The organism is Ideonella azotifigens (assembly GCF_021043325.1).
Lineage (GTDB): Bacteria > Pseudomonadota > Gammaproteobacteria > Burkholderiales > Burkholderiaceae_C > Ideonella > Ideonella azotifigens.
The window spans coordinates 117684-135872 of the sequence record NZ_JAJNKD010000018.1; the positions used below are offsets into that span (position 1 = coordinate 117684).

Annotated in this window: 5 protein-coding genes and 1 pseudogene; all 6 read left to right on the top strand. The window is 72.7% G+C overall.

Annotated elements, in window-relative coordinates:
- Positions 1–768: a thioesterase II family protein gene (locus tag LRH25_RS27075; RefSeq protein ID WP_375142190.1), complete on the top strand. Its 768-nt coding sequence runs from the start codon at positions 1–3 to the stop codon at positions 766–768.
- Positions 746–1441 (top strand): 4'-phosphopantetheinyl transferase family protein, encoded by a 696-nt coding sequence (locus LRH25_RS27080; RefSeq protein ID WP_231012876.1) that lies wholly within the window; start codon positions 746–748, stop codon positions 1439–1441. Before LRH25_RS27075 ends, LRH25_RS27080 begins: the two co-directional genes overlap by 23 nt.
- Complete coding sequence (locus LRH25_RS27085) at positions 1438–6723, top strand: non-ribosomal peptide synthetase (protein WP_231012877.1); 5286 nt, start codon at positions 1438–1440, stop codon at positions 6721–6723. Before LRH25_RS27080 ends, LRH25_RS27085 begins: the two co-directional genes overlap by 4 nt.
- Positions 6723–13766, top strand: coding sequence for a type I polyketide synthase (locus LRH25_RS27090; RefSeq protein WP_231012878.1), 7044 nt, complete (start codon positions 6723–6725; stop codon positions 13764–13766). Before LRH25_RS27085 ends, LRH25_RS27090 begins: the two co-directional genes overlap by 1 nt.
- Before the next feature lie 3 nt (positions 13767–13769).
- Positions 13770–16805, top strand: coding sequence for a non-ribosomal peptide synthetase (locus tag LRH25_RS27095; protein WP_231012879.1), 3036 nt, complete (start codon positions 13770–13772; stop codon positions 16803–16805).
- Positions 16806–16829: 24 nt separating this feature from the next.
- Positions 16830–18173 (top strand): annotated as a pseudogene (locus LRH25_RS33350) (condensation domain-containing protein); the annotation flags it as partial.
- Positions 18174–18189 lie beyond the last annotated feature (16 nt).

The following is an 18189-nucleotide window of genomic DNA, read 5'->3' on the forward strand; positions in this document are numbered from 1 at the left end:
ATGCCCGCCATGCCGGCTTCCGGCGTTGACCTGCTGTGCCTGCCTTGCGCAGGCGCCAGCGCCACCATGTACCTGCGCTGGCGCCGCCAGCTGCCGCCCTGGCTGCGCGTGCAGCCGGTGGAACTGCCCGGGCGCGGTTCTCGCCTGGACGAGTCCGCTGCCACCGATTTCGAAACGCTGGTGGCGCAGCTCTGCGCCGAGCAGCAGGCCGCCATGCGCGGCCGCTACGTGCTGCTGGGCCACAGCATGGGTGCGCTGCTGGCTTACGGCATGGCCTTGCGCCAGCAGCACGCCGGCGCGCCGATGCCGCTGGCGCTGGTCGTCTCCGCCAGCCCGGCGCCCGGCGCGCGCGACCCGGCGCGCTTCCAAAACCTGCAGGGCGACGAAGCGCTGATGGCCGACCTGCGCCGGCAGGGCGGCACGCCCGAAGAAGTCTTCGCCCATGCCGAACTGCGGCGCATGACATTGGACGTGCTGGCGGCCGACTACGCCGTCTGCCAGAGCTTCGAGCTGGCACTGCAGCAGGCAGCGCAGCCCTTGCCGTGCCTGTCATTGCCGCTGCAGGTGCTGGCCGGCCGGCAGGACGACATCAGCGCCGACGCGGTCCAAGCCTGGCGGCAGGTCAGCACCGGCCCGGCCAGCGTGGACTGGTTCGACGGTGGGCACTTCTTCATTCGCCAGCAGGAAGCGCAAACGCTGGCCTGCCTCACCCGTTCGCTGGCTCGCTGCGCGCCAGGCGCCGACCATGCAACGCCTGCCTTTGCCTGAGCCGCTGCAGCGCGACGTGCAGGTGCACCTGCTGACGCTGGACCTGCAGGCGCCGCTGGCCGAAGCGGACTGGCAGCTGCTGGACGACGGCGAACGTCGCCGCGCCCAGGCCTTCTGGTGCCATGCGGACCGCCTGCGCTTTGCCGCCACGCGAGCGGCCTTGCGCCGGCTGCTGGCACATGCCTGCGGGCGCGACCCGCGCAGCCTGTGCTTCGAGGCCGGGCCGCATGGCAAGCCGCAGCTGCAAGGCGCAGGTGTGGCAACGCCTGCCTTCAACGTCGCCCATGCCGGCCGCCATGCCCTGGTCGCCCTTGGCCATGTGGACTGCCTGGGTGTGGACATCGAATGCTGTGACGCAGTGGCCGACTGGACCGAGCTCGCGCCGCAACTGCTGTCCCCACGCGAGCGGCTGCAAGACCCGGTCGCCCGGCCCACATTGCCTGCCACCTGGGCAGCCAAGGAAGCCGTGCTGAAGGCCATGGGCCTGGGCATTGGCGAGCACCTGGGTGCCTGCTCGGTGCCGGCTGTGCCGGCCCACGCAGCGCCTTATGAACTCGAACTGCCGCCGCACTGGCCGGCGCTGTCGGTCTGGCCGCTGCCGGTGCCGCACGGCCATGTGGCTGCGCTTGCCGCATCGCCTTCCTTTCCCTTGATGCTGCAGGACGCCGCATGACCTTCACCGCCTTGCCGGCCGCCAATCTCGTCGACCATCTGCGTCAGCTCGCGCTGGCGCGGCCCGGTGACACCGCGCTGACCGTGGTCGCCGCCGATGCGCAAGGTGCAGTGCACGAGCAGGCCTTCAGCTACCGGCAGTTCGAGGCCCGGGTTCGCGCCCTGGCAGCCTGTCTGCAAGCCTCGTTTGCGCCCGGCGCGCGACTGCTGGTGGCGCTGGACAACGACCAGCATTACGCCTGCGCCATGTTCGCCTGCTTCTACGCCGGCATGGTGGCGGTGCCGGTATTCCCGCCGGAACCTCACCGGCCGCAGCACATGGCACGCCTGGCCGGCATCGCGGCCGACGCGCAGGCCGCCGGCGTACTGACCCTGGCCGCGCTGCAGGCAGGCTGCGCCGCCCTGGGCGGGCTGCAGCCAGTGGCGGTCGACAGCGTGGACCATGCCACCGCCGACGCCTGGCGCCCGCACAGCCCCGCGCCCGATGACCTGGCCTTCCTGCAGTACACCTCGGGCTCCACCGCCGCGCCCAAGGGCGTGATGGTCGGCCATGCCAACCTGATGGCCAACGAGCAGGTGATCCAGGCCTGCATGGGTGTGGTGCCTGGCGACGCGATGTTCGTCTGGTCGCCGCTGTTCCACGACATGGGCTTGATCGGCGGCTTGCTGCAGCCCTTCTTCAGCGGCATCCCTTGCGTGCTGGCCTCGCCCGCGTTTTTCCTGGAGCGTCCCATTCGCTGGCTGGAGATGATGGGCCGCCACCGCATCACCATCAGTGGCGGGCCGGACTTCGCCTACCGCCTGTGCCTGGAGCGCGTGAAGGACGCACAGCTGGCCACGCTGGACCTTTCGCACTGGCGCGTGGCCTACACCGGCGCCGAGCCGGTGCGCGCGGACACCATGCAGCGTTTCGCCCAGCGCTTCGCCGCCGCGGGTTTCGACGCCGCGGCCATCTACCCCTGCTACGGCCTGGCCGAAGCCACGCTGATGCTCACCGGCGGCCGGCGCGGCGATGGCCTGCACGCCCCCGTCTTCGATGCCGATGCATTGGCGCAAGGCCATGCCCGCGCCGCAGCGCAAGGACCGCAACTGGTGGCCTGTGGCGCGGTGGCGCCCGGACACACGCTGCAGATCGTTCAGGGCGTCGCCGGTGAGCCCGCTGCACCTGGCCAGGTGGGCGAGGTCTGGGCCAGCGGCGCCAGCATCGCCCAGGGCTACTGGGGCCGGCCGGAGGCCACCGCGGCCACCTTCGTGCAGCAGGCCGGCCGGCGCTGGCTGCGCACCGGCGACCTGGGCTTTGTGCACGACGGGCAGCTCTACCTCGCCGGCCGGCTGAAGGACCTGATCATCGTGCGCGGGCACAACGTCTACCCGCAGGACATCGAGGCCGCGGTCGAAGCCGAAGTGGAAGCGGTGCGCAAGGGCCGTGTCGCGGCCTTCCCGGTCGAGCTGGCGGACGGTGAAGGCGAGGGCATCGGCCTGGCGGTCGAAGTCTCGCGCGGCATGCAGAAGCTGGTGCCACCGCAAGCCCTGGTCGCCGCGCTGGCGGCTGCCGTCAGCGCCCAGTGCGGCGAAGCGCCGGCGGTGCTGTTGTTGCTGAATCCGGGTGGCCTGCCTCGCACCACCAGCGGCAAGCTGCAGCGCAGCGCCTGCCGCCAGGCCTGGCAGGACGGCAGTGCCGATGCCTATGCCATCCATGCCCACGGCCGTTTCGTGCGTGGGGGCGACGACTCGCAGCCTGCTGGCACGGCACCGCTGCCCGGCGTGGAAACCGAGCTGGCCGGGCTGTGGCGGCAAGTGCTGAACATTGGCGGCGAATCCCCCGTCCCAGTCTCACGGGAATCGAATTTCTTCAGCTGCGGCGGCCAGTCGGTGCGGGCCGCCCAGCTCGCCGCCCGCGTGGCCGAACATTGGTCGCTGGCGTTTTCGCCGCAAGCCGTGTTCGCCCACCCTGTGTTGGCCGGGCAGGCGGCCGAGATCGCCCGGCTGCAGGCCGGTGGCGTGCAGCACGCGCTGCAGCGCATCGCCACTTTGCCCGCCGCGCTGCGGGAAGGGCCGCTGCCGCTGTCGCCGGCCCAGGCGCGCCAATGTTTCCTTTGGCAGCTGGACCCGGCCAGCCCGGCCTATCACCTGGGTGGCACGCTCAGGCTGGACGGCATGCTGCAGGCAACCGCCCTGCAAACCGCGCTGAACGCGCTGGCCCAGCGCCACGAAGCCTTGCGCACGGTCTTCGACTCCGCAGCCGGCCTGCAGCGCATCCAAGCGGCTCAGGCGCTGAGCCTGCCGCTGATCGACCTCGCCGGCCAGCCACCAGAGGCAGCCGCGCAGGCCATCGAAGCGCTGCACCGCCAGCCCTTTGACCTGGCCCGCGGCCCGCTGTGGCGCGTGGCCTTGATCCGCCATGCGGCCGACCGCCACACGTTGGCGCTGGTGCTGCACCACGTCGCGGCCGACGGTGCGTCCATGGCCGTGCTGCTGGCCGAGCTTGCGCATCACTACAGCGCAACGGTCCAGGGCCAGGCCAGCGCCAACTTGCCAGCGCTGCCGCTGCAGGTGGCCGACCATGCCGTGTGGCAGCGCGACTGGCTGGCCGGCCCCGAAGCTGCGCGCCAGCTCGCCTGGTGGCGCGAACAGCTGGGCGACGAGCAGCCGCTGCTGCGCCTGCCGGCCGACCACGCGCGCCGCCCCGGCGCGCCACTGCGCTCGGCCTGCCATGCCTTGCCGCTGCCCGCGGTGCAGGCAGAGCGCCTGCGCGCTGCAGCCCAGGTCGGTCGCTTCACGCCCTTCATGCTGCTGCTGGCCGCCTACCAGTGGCTGCTGCACGAACACACCGGCCTGCAGGACCTGCGCGTTGGCGTGCCGGTGGCGAACCGGCCGCAGCCTGCCCTCGAAGCGCCCATCGGCATGTTCGTCAACACCGTCGTGCTGCGCACCGAGCTGCATGGCGGCCTGCGCGTGGCGCAGCTGCTGGAGCGGGTGAGGGCGGCATCGCTGGGCGCGCTGGCGCACCAGGCCCTGCCGTTCGAAGCGCTGGTGCAAGCCCTGCAGCCGCAGCGCGACCCGGCCCACAGCCCCCTGTTCCAGGTCATGTTCAACCTGCAGCCCGCGCTGCCGCAACCGGGCTTCGCCGGCCTCACCGTGCAGGCCAGCCGCCTGCCGGACCTGGCAGCCGCCTTCGAGCTGAGCCTGGACGTGAACGAAACCGCCGAAGGTGGCTGGCAGCTCGAGTTCCACCATGCGGCCGATCTTTTCGAGCCGGCCACCGTCGCCGGCTGGGCCGCGCGCTACCTGCGGCTCATCGACGAGTTGCTGGATGCCGCGCTGGGCGCTTCCGATCGCCGCCTGGCCGACGCCACCGTCTCGCCGACCATCGTGCAACAGACGGCCGCCGCTGCCGACCTGCTGGTGCCCGCCGCCATCGCCCAGCGCGCCCGCCAGCAGCCCGAAGCCGCGGCCTGGCACAGCGAGGCCGGTGAGCCTGTCACCTATGCCGAACTGCAGCGCCGGGTCGACCGCCTGGCCGGCCAGTTGCGGGCCTTGGGCCTGCCGCGCGAGGCCCCGGTGGCTGTGGCGCTGTCGCGCTCGCCTTGGCAGGTCGTCGCACTGCTCGCGGTGCTGCAGGCCGGCGGTGTCTACCTGCCGCTGGAGCCCACGCTGCCGGCCGCGCGCCAGGCCGAGCTGCTGCAGGACAGCGCTGCTCGCTGGCTGTTGACCGAGGCCGCGCTGGCGCCCGGCCTGCAGCCGCTGGCATTGCCCGGCACGCGACTGCTTTGCCTGGACACACCTGTTGAGTCCAGCCCGCCTGCCGCAGTCATGCCAGCCCTGCACCCCGCGCAACTGGCCTACCTGCTCTACACCTCCGGCACCACCGGCAAGCCCAAGGCGGTCGCCGTGAGCCACGGCGCGCTGGCTTTGCACCTGGCCGCGATGGCCGCACGTTGCGGCCTCACCGCCGAAGACGTCTGCCTGCAGTTCGCGCCCTCGCATGTGGACGCGGCCATCGAGCAGTGGCTGATGCCGCTGTGGGCCGGCACGCGCCTGGTCTGCCCGCCTGAGTGGCCCTCGCAGGCCGATGACCTGGCGGCGCTGTGCACGCGCCACGCCATCACGGTGGCCGACCTGCCGCCGGCCTACCTGCGCCAGTTGCTGCAGGACCAGCCGACGCCGCTGGCCGCGCCACCGCTGCGCCTGCTGCTGTGCGGCGGCGAGGCCTGGACCGCGCAAGACCTGGCGCTGGCCCGTCGAGTGCTGCGGCCACAGCGGGTGCTCAACGCCTACGGCCCGACCGAAGCCGTCATCACGCCGACCGCATGGCTTGCGCCGACGGACTTCAACGAGGCGGCCGACGATGCGACGCGTGGCTTGCCAATCGGCACCCCCGTCGGTGCGCGCCAGGCCTGGGTGCTGGGCGACAGCCTGCAGCCGCTGCCGCCCGGCGTGCCCGGCGAGCTCTACCTCGGCGGCGAGATCCTTGCGCGGGGCTACCTCGGCCGCGCCGCGCTGAGTGCCGAGCGCTTTGTCGCCAATCCATTCGACGCCGCCGGCGGCCGGCTCTACCGCACCGGCGACCGCGCCTGCCTGCGACCGGACGGCCAGCTGCTGTGCCTGGGCCGCGTGGACGACCAGGTCAAGCTGCGCGGCTGGCGCATCGAGCTCGGCGAAGTCGAGGCGGCGCTGTGTGCGCTGCCCGGTGTGCGCGAGGCGCTCGCGGGTCTGCAGGCAGGCCCGCAGGGGCCGGTGCTGGTTGCCGCCGTGGTGCCGGCGGCCGGTGCCACGCTGGCGGCCGACACGCTGCGCCAGGCGTTGCGAGCGCAACTGCCCGAACCCATGGTGCCCAGCCTGCTGGCGGTGCTGCCACAGCTGCCGCTGACGGCCGGCGGCAAGCGCGACCGGCGCGTGCTGGCCGAGCTGCGCCTGCCTGCGCGCCCGCAGTCGGAAGACGTGGCGCTGCCGCAAGGCGAGCTGCAGCAAGCCCTGGCGGCGGCCTGGGCCGAGGTGCTGGGCCTGGCGCGTGTCGGCCTGCACGACAACTTCTTCGACCTCGGCGGCAACTCCTTGCTGCTGATGCGCCTGCACGGCCAGTTGACCCAGCGTCTGGCGCCGGCCCTCACGCTGATGGCGCTGTTCAGCCATCCCACCGTGGCCGCGCTGGCGCGCCACCTCGGCGAGCCCGACGCGATGGCGGCCAGCCCCGTGCCCGTCGCCGACGACCCACAGGCCCGCGCGCAGCGCCAACGCGCCGCGCAGCGCCAACGCCAGGCGGCCAGACCCAGGACCCCGTGATGAACAGCGCCTCCGCTTCCCTTTTGCACGACGCCGACGTGGCCGGCACCGACATCGCGATCATCGGCATGGCCGGCCGCTTCCCCGGCGCGCCGGACCTGGCCAGCTACTGGCGCCTGATCCGTGACGGTGCCGAGGCGCTCACGCCCTTGAGCGACGCCACGCTGCGTGCGCAAGGTGTCAGCGAAGCGCAGCTGGCCGATGCCGACTTCGTCAAGGCTGGCCTGCCACTGCCCGGCCTGGACCAGTTCGACGCTGCGCTGTTCGGCTACTCGCCACGCGAGGCCGCGCAGCTGGACCCGCAGCAGCGCCTGTTCCTCGAATGCGCCTGGGAAGCGCTGGAGCACGCCGGCCACCATGGCGAGGCGCGTGCCGCTTCGGTGGGCGTCTATGCCGGCGAAGGCCCAAACCTGTACCTGATGCAGCACCTGCTGCCGGGCGCCGGCCTGGCCCCGGGCGCCGGCATCTCGGACCTGCTGGGCCTGATGAGCGGCAACTCCTCCGGCTCGCTGTGCACCCGCGTGGCCTACAAGCTGGACCTGCGCGGCCCGGCCGTCAGCGTGCAGACCGAATGCTCCACCTCGCTGGTGGCCGTGCACATGGCCTGCCAGGCGCTGCTGAGCCAGGAGTGCGACATGGCGCTCGCCGGCGGCGTGTGGCTGAACCTGCTGGCCGAAGGTGGCTACCAGCACCAGCCCGGCGCCATCCTGTCGCCCGACGGGCACTGCCGCGCCTTCGACGCGCAGGCCGCCGGCACCGTGATCGGCAGCGGCGCCGGCATCGTCGTGTTGAAGCGCCTGGACGAAGCACTGCGTGACGGCGACACGGTGCACGCCGTCATCAAGGCCACGGCCGTCAACAACGACGGCGCCGACAAGATCGGCTTCACCGCGCCCAGCATTGCCGGCCAGTCCGCGGTGATCCAGGCCGCGCTGGCACTGGCGGGTGTCTCGCCGCGCAGCATCGGTTATGTCGAGGCCCACGGCACCGGCACCGTGCTGGGCGACCCGATCGAAGTCGCCGCGCTGACCGAGGCTTTCCGCGTGGGCACCGCCGACAGCGGCTTCTGCGCCCTCGGCTCGGCCAAGACCCAGATCGGCCACCTGGATGCTGCCGCCGGCGTGGCCGGGCTGATCCGCGCGGCGCTGGCGCTGCAGCACGCCACGCTGCCGCCCAGCCTGCATTTCACGCAGCCCAATCCGCGCATCGATTTCGCGCGCAGCCCGTTCTACGTCAACACCCAGGCCAGGCCCTGGCCGGCCGGCGACACGCCGCGCCGCGCAGGCGTCAGCTCGTTTGGCATTGGTGGCACCAATGCGCACGTGGTGCTCGAAGAAGCGCCGGCCGTCATGATCGAGCCAGACGGCGGCGCGTGGCAGGTGCTGCCTCTGTCCGCACAGAGCGCCACGGCCGTTCGCCAGGCCGGCCTACGGCTCGCCACCGAGCTGCAGCAAATACCAGGCCTGGCGCTGGCCGACGTGGCCTTCACGCTGCAGACCGGCCGGCGGGCGTTTGCGCAGCGTGGCGCGGTGGTGGCGCGCGAGCTGGCGCAGGCGGCGGCCGGTTGGGCCGCGCCGCAGGTCGAAGTCCGCACCGCCGGCGAGCAGCCGCCCGAGGTCGTCTTCCTGTTCCCCGGCGGCGGCACCCAGCATGCCGGCATGGGCCAGGCGCTGTACCAGGCAGACGCGGGCTTTCGCGCCGAGATCGACGCCTGCTGCGCGCTGCTGCAGCCCGAGCTGGGGCTGGACCTGCGCACGCTGCTGTTCCCCGCGCCCGGCCACGAGGCCGAGGCCAACCGGCTGCTGGCGCGCATGGACATCGCCCAGCCGGCGCTGTTTGTCATCGACCATGCACTCGCCCAGTGGTGGCTGCGCCGCGGTGTGCGGCCGGCCGCGATGCTGGGCCACAGCCTGGGCGAATACGTGGCCGCCTGCGTCGCGGGGGTGTTCACGCGCGACGACGCGCTGCGCCTGGTGGCCGCCCGTGGCCGCCTGCTGCACAGCCTGCCCGCCGGGGCGATGAGCGCCGTCACGCTCGCGCCCGAGGCGCTGGCCCCGCTGCTGCAGGACAGTGGCTGCGACCTGGCGGCGGTCAATGCCGAGCAGGTGTGCGTGTTCTCCGGGCCGGAGGTTGCCGTGGCCAGGCTGGAGCAGCGGCTGCTGGCGCTGGGCCATTCGCCGCGCCGCCTGCATGTGTCGGTCGCCTCGCATTCCGCCATGACAGAGCCGCTGCTGCCGGCGCTGCAGGCGCTGGTCGCAGCCGTGCCGCGCCAGGCGCCGCGCTGGCCGTTCATCTCGAACGTCACCGGCCAGGCGATCACCGCGGAACAGGCGCAGGACCCGGCGTATTGGGCAGCGCATCTGCGTGGCACGGTGCGCTTTGCCGACGGGCTGAATGAGGCACTGCGCGTGCCGGGCCGTGTGCTGCTGGAAGTCGGCCCCGGCGAAACACTGGCCGCGCTGGCGCGCCAGCATGCGCAAGCCGAAAGTGCTGCTGCCATCGTCGCCAGCCAGGCCCGCGCCCAGCAGCCCGAGCGCCATGCGCAGCAACTGGCGCAAGCCCTGGCCACGCTGTGGACAGCCGGCGTGGCGATCGACTGGCAGGCGCATCACGCGGGCCACAGCCGCCGCCGCGTGCCGCTGCCCGGCTACGCCTTCCAGCGCCGCCGCCATTGGGTCGAGCGCTCTAGCGGCGCCACCGCCGCTGCGCCCGCCGAAGTCTGCCATGCGCCCGCCTGGTCCCGCCTGCCGCGGCCCGATGGCGCGCGGCCGGTCGACTGGGTGCTGGTGCTCGGTAAACTGCACTGCAGCATGGCCACTGCCGTGTTCGAACAGGCGCGGCAACAGGGCAGGGTAGCGCTGTGGGCGCAACCCGGCGCCAGCTTCCAGCGCCACGGCCCGCAGCAATGGATCTTGCCTTTCGACAGCCACGAGGCCCTGGCCCGGTTGTTGACGGAAGCCATCGCCACGCACGGCCCTGCCGGCCAGGTGTTGCACCTCGCCAGCCTGGGGACCCTCCCTGAAGGCGGCGAGGACGGCTGGCTGGCCCAACACTACGCCGGCCTGCTGGCACTGGCCCAGGCACTGGACGCGGCCGAGCCAGGTGCGTCGCGCCGATTGGCGTTGACGCTGGTGGGCCAGGGCATGGAGGACCTCACCGGCAGCGAGCCCTTGTGGCCCGAGCGCAGCATGCTGCAAGGCCTGGCCAAGGTCATGGGCCAGGAATCGCCAGGCCTGCAGGTGCGCGTGCTGGACCTGCTGCCGCCCGCGCCCGAAAGCGCCGCCGAGCGCCAGCTTGCCGCCGCCGTGCTGGCCGAAGCGCTGTCTGCCGACACGGCCTCGCCGCTGGCGCTGCGCGGCCCGCATCGCTGGCACAAGACCTGGGCACCGCTGGTGCTCACGCCGGCCGCCAGCCCGCGCCTGCGCCGGCAAGGCGTCTACCTGATCACCGGTGGCCTGGGGGGCGTGGGCCTGGCGCTGGCGCAACACCTGGCGCAACACTGGCAGGCCAGGCTGGTGCTGCTGGGCCGCAGCGCGCTGCCGCCGCATGCGCAGTGGCCCGCCATCGCCGCGGACCCTGCCCAGCCCGCGCCTTTGCGCGAGCGCCTGGCCGCGCTGCTGGCCCTGGAGGCCGCAGGCGCGCAGGTGCTGACGCTGGCGGTGGACGTGGCCGACGCTGCCGCCGTGCGCCAGGCCATCGCGCAGGCGCGCCAGCACTTCGGCGCGCTGCATGGCGTGGTGCACGCGGCCGGCGATGCCGGCGGCGGCATGATCGCCCACCGCAGCCTGGCCCAGGCCCAGGCGGTGTGGGCGGCCAAGCGCCTGGGCAGCCGCGCGCTGCTGGCCGCGCTGGACGACGCGCCTGCAGGCCAGGCACCGGACTTCGTGCTGCTCTGCTCCTCCATCGCCAGCCTGGCCGGCGGCCTGGGCATGAGCGACTACGCCGCGGCCAACCTCTACCTGGACGCCTTGGCCACCGCGCGCCACCGGGAAGGCGGCTACCCGGTGATCTCGGTCAACTGGGATGCCTGGCGCGACCTGGGCATGGCCCGCGGGCTGGTGCTGCCCGAAGGCCTGGGCATGAGCGGCCCGGAAGGCGCGCGGGCCTTCGAGCGCATCGTCAACGGCCCGTCCGTGCCGCAAGTCGTCATTGCCACCACTGACCTCTCGCGCCGCCTCGGCCCGCTGGACAGCAGCCTGCTTGAAGGGCTGGACGAGACTGATGCGTCGGCCACAGCGCCCGCTGCCGAACGCCACGCCCGCCCGGCCCTGGCCACGCCTTTTGTCGCCCCGGCCAGCGCGCTGGAGCAGGTGTTGGCAGCGGCCTGGTCCGAGCGCCTGGGCCTGGCGCCCATTGGCCTGCACGACAACTTCTTCGAGCTGGGCGGGGACTCGCTGGTCGCGATCCAGCTGCTGTCCCGCCTGCGCAAAAGCCACGGCCTGGCACTGCACCCCAGCGAGTTCTTCAAGGCGCCCACCATTGCCGCATTGGCCACCCACATGGGCGTGCAGCGGGCCGAGCCTGCGGCCAGCCAGCTCATCCCGCCGGTGCCGCGCGATGCTGCCCTGCCGCTGTCGCCGATGCAGCGCCGGCTGTGGCTGGTGGACCGCCTCGGCAGCGCGGACGATGCGCTGGGCCGCGCCGCCTACAACATGTCGGCCGCACTGGCCTGGCATGGCGCGCTGGAGCCCGTCGTGCTGGCCCAGGCCATCAACGCCATCGTCGCGCGCCACGAAACGCTGCGCACGGTTTTCACCGAAGACGGCGACGGCGCACCGGTGGCCCAGGTGCAAGCGGCGCTGCAGATCCCCTTGCCCTCGACCGACCTGTCGCCGCTGTCCGAGGCCGAGCGCGACGCGCGTTTCCAGGCCGGCTTCGATGCCTTCATCCGAGAACCGTTTTCGCTTGACCGCGGGCCGCTGATGCAGGCCGCGCTGGTGCGCCTGGCGCCTCAGCATCACGTGCTGATGCTCTCGGTGCACCACATCGTGTTCGACGGCTGGTCCATCGCCGTCTTCGCGCAGGAACTCGGCCAGAACTACGCAGCGCTGCTGGCGCATCGGCCGCTCGCGCAGCCGCCGCTCGCGGTGCAGTACCTGGACTACGCCGCCTGGTACGCCACCAGCCTGGCCGCACCCGAAGGCCAGGCCAGCGCGCGGTTCTGGCGCGGCCAGCTGGCCGGTGCGCCCGCGCTCAGCGCCTTGCCGGCGGACCACGCAAGGCCCGCCCGCGCCTCGCAGGTCGGCGCCGCGGTGTCCACCTGCCTGGACGCCGAGTTGACCGACGGCCTGCAGCGCCTCGCCCGCGCCCACGAGGCCTCGCTGTTCCAGGTGCTGCTGGCCGCCTTCCTTGCGCTCACGCATCGCCTGTGCGGCCAGGACGACCTGGTGATCGGCACCGATGTGGCCGGCCGCCGGCACCCGGACCTGGAGCCGCTGATCGGCTTTTTCGTCAACGTGGTGCCGCTGCGTTCGCGGCTGCCCGCCGCCACCGGCAATGAAGCCTGGCCCTCGTTCACCGACTGGCTGCAAGCCAGCCAGCGTGCGGCGCTGCAGGCGCTGGACCACCAGCTCACACCGTTCGACGAGATCGTCGAGCTGGCCGGGGTGCCGCGCCCGCGCGACCGCAACCCGCTGGTGCAGATGCTGTTCGTGCTGCAGAACACGCCCGAGGTGCGCTTCGAGCTGCCGGGCGCGCGCATCGAGGTGCTGCCGCAGCAGCTCAACGAATCCAAGTTCGACCTCGCCGTGTTCGTGCGCCAGGACGGCGGCGCGCTGCTGGTCGACTGGGTCTACGCCACCGCGCTGTACCGGCGCGAAACCGTGGCCCGCCATGCCCAGGCCTGGCAGCAGTTGCTGCAGGCCATCGTGCAGCAGCCCGGCCAGCCGCTGCACACCTTGCTGCCTTCTCCGGAACGTCTGCCCATGACCGCTGACCCTTCTTCGTTGACCGCCACGCCGCCGCGCAAGCTCGACACCTCCGCCAAGCTCGCCGCGCTGCAGGCGCTGAAAGGCCCGCGCGCCGCAGCGCCGGTCCAGCTGGTCGGCGGTGCATTGCAGGCCCGCCCGCTGCAGCCCGGCCGCAACTTCCCGCTGGTGCTGCAGGCGCAGCAGCCGGGCCTGGACCTCGCCGCCTGGGCGCGCGGCCATGCGGATGAGGTCGAGGCCTTGCTGGCGCGCCACGGTGGCCTGCTGTTCCGCAACACCGGCCTGCACACGCCGCAGGACTTCGAGTGCTTCGCCGAGGCCATCGAGCCGCAGCTCTACGGCAGCTATGGCGACCTGCCGAAGAAGGAGGGCGGGCGCAACACCTACCGCTCCACGCCGTATCCCGAGGACGAGATGATCCTCTTCCACAACGAGAGCGCGCACCTGGAGCGCTGGCCGCGCAAGCAGTGGTTCTTCTGCGAGCTGCCATCGCCGGTCGGCGGCGCCACGCCCATCGTCGACGGGCGCGAGATGCTGCGCCGCTTGCCGGCCGAGCTGGTGGCCGAGTTCGAGCGGCGCGAGCTGCTGTACGTGCGCACCTTCGTGCCAGGCCTGGACGTGCCCTGGCGCGAGTTCTTCAAGACCGACGACCGCGCGGCCGTCGAGGCGCGGCTGGCGGCTGGCGGCATCGCCTGGCGCTGGCTGGGCGAGGACACGCTGCAGACCCGCAGCCGCGGCCCGGCGGTCATCGTGCACCCGGTGACCGGCGAGCGCGTTTTCTTCAACCAGGTGCAGCTGCACCACACCAGCTGCCTGGCGCCCGAGGTGCGCGCGGACCTGCTGGAGGCGGTGGGCGCAGCGCGCATGCCGCGCCAGGTCTGTTTCGGTGACGGCTCGCCCATCCCGGACGCGACCATGGCCATCATCGGCCAGGCCTACGAGGCCTGCGCAGTGCGCTTCGACTGGCGCCAGGGCGACGTGGTGATGCTGGACAACATGCTGGCCGCCCACGCACGCGACCCGTACCAGGGCCCGCGCAAGATCGTCGTCGCGATGGGCGCGATGTTCGAGCGCACAGCGCTGGCGCCACTGGCGTCGGCGAAGGTGGAGGACTGAACCATGGCAGCTCACCACCTGGCCGCCTGGCCCGCCGAAGCCGCACCCAGCCCCGAGCAGCGCGCGATGCGCGCCGCGCTGCAGGCCTTGACTGCCGACGCCCCCTTGCCCTGGCGCGTGCTGCAACTGGAGGTGCCCGCCACGCTGCACGCTGACGCGCTGCAGGCCGCGCTGGCAGCGCTGTGGCCGGCGCATGCGCAATGCGCGCTGTCCGCCCTGCCACGCCTGCAGCAGGTGGACCTGCCTGCGCTGCTGCAGCCCGCAGCGCAGCCCGGCGAAGGCCTGCGCGTGAGCTTGGCCGCAGGCCGGCTGCTGCTGGCCGCGCACCCGCTGTGGGCCGATGCCGGCAGCCTGCTGGCGCTGGCGCAGCAGCTGGCGGATGTTTGCGCCGGTGTGCCCGCGCCGCAAGCCGACAGCCTGTTCCAATACCCCGCCTATGCCGAGTGGCGGCAGGCGCTGGCCGAGGGCGAAGACGCCGCGAGCGGCCGCGCGTATTGGCAGCAGGCGATGGCCGGCACCGAAACCTGGCCCGCAGCGAATCCGGCCCAGCGCGGCGATGCCTGGGCCGAACACACCGCGGTGGCCACGCTGAGCGCCACGCAATCTGACGCCATCACCGCCGCTGCCGGGTCGGCCGGCCTGTCGCCCTGCGACTGGCTGCAGGCTGCCTGGTGGTCGCTGCTGCTGCGGCTGGCAGGCTTCGAGCCGCGGCTGGCGCACTGGCAGCACGACTGCCGCGAAGACTACGACGTGATGCAGGGGGCCGTCGGCCTGTTCGACAAGCCGCTGCCGCTGCGGCTGGACGCGAGGGCAGACGAGTCCTTTGCCAGTTGGCTGCCGCGCTGGCAGGCCGCCGCTGCCGCCCACCTCGCGGCGCAGGAATACTGGCCGGTGCAGGCGCCGCCCTCGCAGGTGCACCTCGCCGCGGGCTTTGCCGGCCACACGCTGTCGGCCCTGGCTGGCGGTTGGCATGTGCAGGCGCTGCAGGGCAACTGGCCCGGCAGCACGCTGGGCCTGCAGGTGCTGTGGTCGCCAGCAGCTGTGCAGTTGACGGTGCGGGCGCAGGCGGCTTGCGACGCGCAAGTGCTGCTGGCGCAATGCCAGGCCTGGATCGCTGCCTTGCTCTCTCAGCCGGCCACAGCGCTGGCCGAGCTGAACCCGCTGAGCGTGGCGGATCAACAGGCCCACGCCGCGCTGCAAGGCCCGCCCGCCGCGCCTTGCACGCAGGGTGTGGACGCACTGTGGGCGCACTGGGCCGAGCACACGCCAAACGCACCCGCGATCGAGGCCGATGGCAGCCAACTCAGCTACGTCGAACTCGCCACGCAGGTGCGGCAGGCCGCGTTGGCAATGGCGCAAACCATGTCGGCCGCGGCGCCAGGCGTGCCGCGCCTGGTCGCGCTGGCCCTGCCACGTTCGCCGGCCTTGCTCATCGCGATGCTGGCCGCCTGGCAAGCCGGCGCCGCCTACCTGCCGCTGGACCCGGAATGGCCGGCCGCGCGCCACGCCGCGGTGCTGGCAGAGGCCCGGCCTGCGCTGCTGGTCAGCGACACGCCGCAGCCCGATGCGGCCTGTCCGGTGACGAGCTGGGCCGCGCTGATCGCCACCCCTGAATCCGCTGTCGCATTGCCGCCGGCCTGTCATTCACAACGGCAGCCGCAAGACCTGGCCTACGTGCTCTACACCTCCGGCTCCACCGGCCGGCCCAAGGGCGTGACGATTTCGCACGGCGCCTTGCGGCATTACGTGGCCGGCGTGGCGCAGGCGCTGGACCTGGCCGGCCCGCAGCGCTGGGCACTCACCGGCACGGTCGCGGCTGACCTGGGAAACACCGCGCTGTTTGGCGCCTTGTGCCACGGCGGCTGCCTGGTCATCGCAACGCCAGAGCAGATGCAGGACGCCGCGCACTTCGCGCGTTTCCTTGATGCCGGCCGCATCACCGCGCTGAAGATCGTACCTTCGCACCTGCAGGCCCTGCTGGAAGGCGAGCAGCCACTGCTGCCGGCGCGCATCGTGCTCGGTGGTGAGCCGGCGCCGCGTGCGCTGCTGGCACGCATCGCCGCACTCGCGCCGGCCACGCGGGTTGCCAACCACTACGGGCCGACCGAGGCGACCGTCGGCGTGATGGTGCATGCCTGCCTGCCCGGCGCGCCATGGCCCGAGCGCCTGCCGCTGAGCCAGGTGCTGGCCGGCAGCGTCGTGCGTGTGCTGGACCGCCAGCGCCGGCCGGTGCCCATCGGTGTGGTCGGCGAGCTGTTCATCGGCGGCGCGCAGCTTTGCGATGGTTACCTGAACCGCCCCGAGCTGAACCTGCTGGACGGGCCTGACAGCGTGTTCATCACTGATCCGCTTCAGCCCGGCCAGCGCCTCTACCGCAGCGGCGACCTGGCCTGCCTGCTGCCCGAAGGTGGCCTGCGCCTGCTTGGCCGGGCCGACGACCAGCTGAAGATCCGCGGCTTCCGGGTGGAGCCGGGCGAGACCGAAGCCGCGTTGCGCGCGCAAGCCGGTGTGCGCCAGGCCGCCGTGCTGGGCCTGGCCGACGCCACGGGCCAGACCGTGCTGGCTGCCTTTGTGGTCGCTGAAGCCGGTGTCACCGCCAACAGCCTGCGCGAGGCGCTGGCCACCGCGTTGCCCGCACCACTGTTGCCGGCCCAGTGCCACCTGCTGGCCACGCTGCCGCGCCTGGCCAACGGCAAGCTGGACCGCCAGGCGCTGGCCGCGATGGCGCGCCAACCCGAAGCCGCGCCTGCCGCGCCGCAGCGTGCGCCGCGCGATGCCGTCGAGGCCTTGCTGGCCGCCGGCATGGGCGAGCTGCTGGGCCGCGGTGCGCTTGGCGTGGAAGACGATTTCTTCGACCACGGCGGGCACTCGCTGCTGGTGATCCGCCTGGTGGCCCGCCTGCGCAAGCAGCTTGCGGTGGAAGTGCCGCCGGCCTGGGTCTTCGACCACCCGAGCGCCGCCGCGCTGGCCGCCGCGCTGCAGGCGCGTGAAGACGCCGCAGCGCTGCTGCAACGCGCCCAGGCCCTGCAGCCCGCCTGAGTTCCCACCCCAAGTGCCTCCGACATGACCCTGCCGCCCCACGCCCATCCCTTGTCCTTTGGCCAGCAGCAGCTGTGGCTGCTGCAGCAGCTCGCGCCGGGGCAGACGGCCTACAACCTGCCGCGCGTCTTCACGCTGGACGGTGTGCTGGACGCCGATGCGCTGGCCCGTGCCTTCCAGGCCGTGGTCGACCGGCATGCGGTGCTGCGCACCCGCTTTGCCGAGCATGGCGGCCGGGTGCTGCAATGGGTGCAGCCCTCGCTGGCCTTCACGCTGCAGCGGCAGGACTTGTGTGCGCTGGCCGGCGCGGCGCAGCAGGCCGCGCTGCAGGCTTCGGTGGGCGAGCTGGCACTGCACGTCTTCGACCTGGCCCAGGCGCCGGTGATGCAGGCGCGGCTGGTCCAGCTGCACGAGACCCGCCATGTGCTGGTCGTCTGCCTGCACCACATTGCCTCGGACGCCGGCTCCAACCCTGTGCTGGCCACGGACCTGGCCGAGGCTTACCGGCAGGCCCGCCAGCAGCCTGGCGCTGTGGCATTGCCGCCGCTGCCGCTGCAGTACGCGGCATACGCCACGCAGCAACGCGAAGCCCTGCAAGGCGAAGCGCTGGCCGCGCGGCTGGCGCACTGGAACGCCTACCTCGGCCCCGAAGTGCCGGCGCTGGCGCTGCCCACCGACCACGCACGCCCCGCCTTGCCGCGCTTCGAAGGCCGCGCGCTGGGCTTTGCATTGCCCACGCCGCTGTGCCTGGCGCTGCGCGACTTCTGCCGCGCCGAGCGCTGCACGCCATTTGTCGTGCTGCTCACCGCCTGGCAACTGCTGCTGGGCCGCTGGAGCGGGCAGCAGGACTTCGCGATTGGCGTGCCGCATGCCGGCCGTGACGACGAGGCCTTGCAAGGCCTGATGGGGTTTTTCGTCAACACGCTGGTGCATCGCGTGCGGCTCAGCCCCGCGGCCAGCCTGCGCGACATCTGCCGCCGCGTGCGCGCCGATGCGCTGGACGCGCTGGCCCATGCCGACCTGCCGTTTGAGCTGCTTTCCGCGCAGCGCAGCGAGCGCCGCGAGCCGGGCCGCAGCCCGCTGTTCCAGGTGATGCTGGGCGTGCAGATGGCGCAGTCCGCCACGCTGGCGCTGGACGGTTTGCAGGCCGGCTTTCTCGAGTTCGACGACAGCGGTGCCAAGTTCGACCTGTCGCTGGATTTCTACATCGGGGCGGACGGCGTGCAGGGCCGGCTGGAGTACAGCAGCGCACTGTTCGAACCCGCCACCGCGCAGTGGCTGGCCGGTGCCTTCGAGGCAGTGCTGGGCCAGTTGCTGCACGCGCCCGAGCAACGCTACGGCGCGCTGCACCTGGTCGACGAGCCGCAGCTGGCCCAGCTCGCCC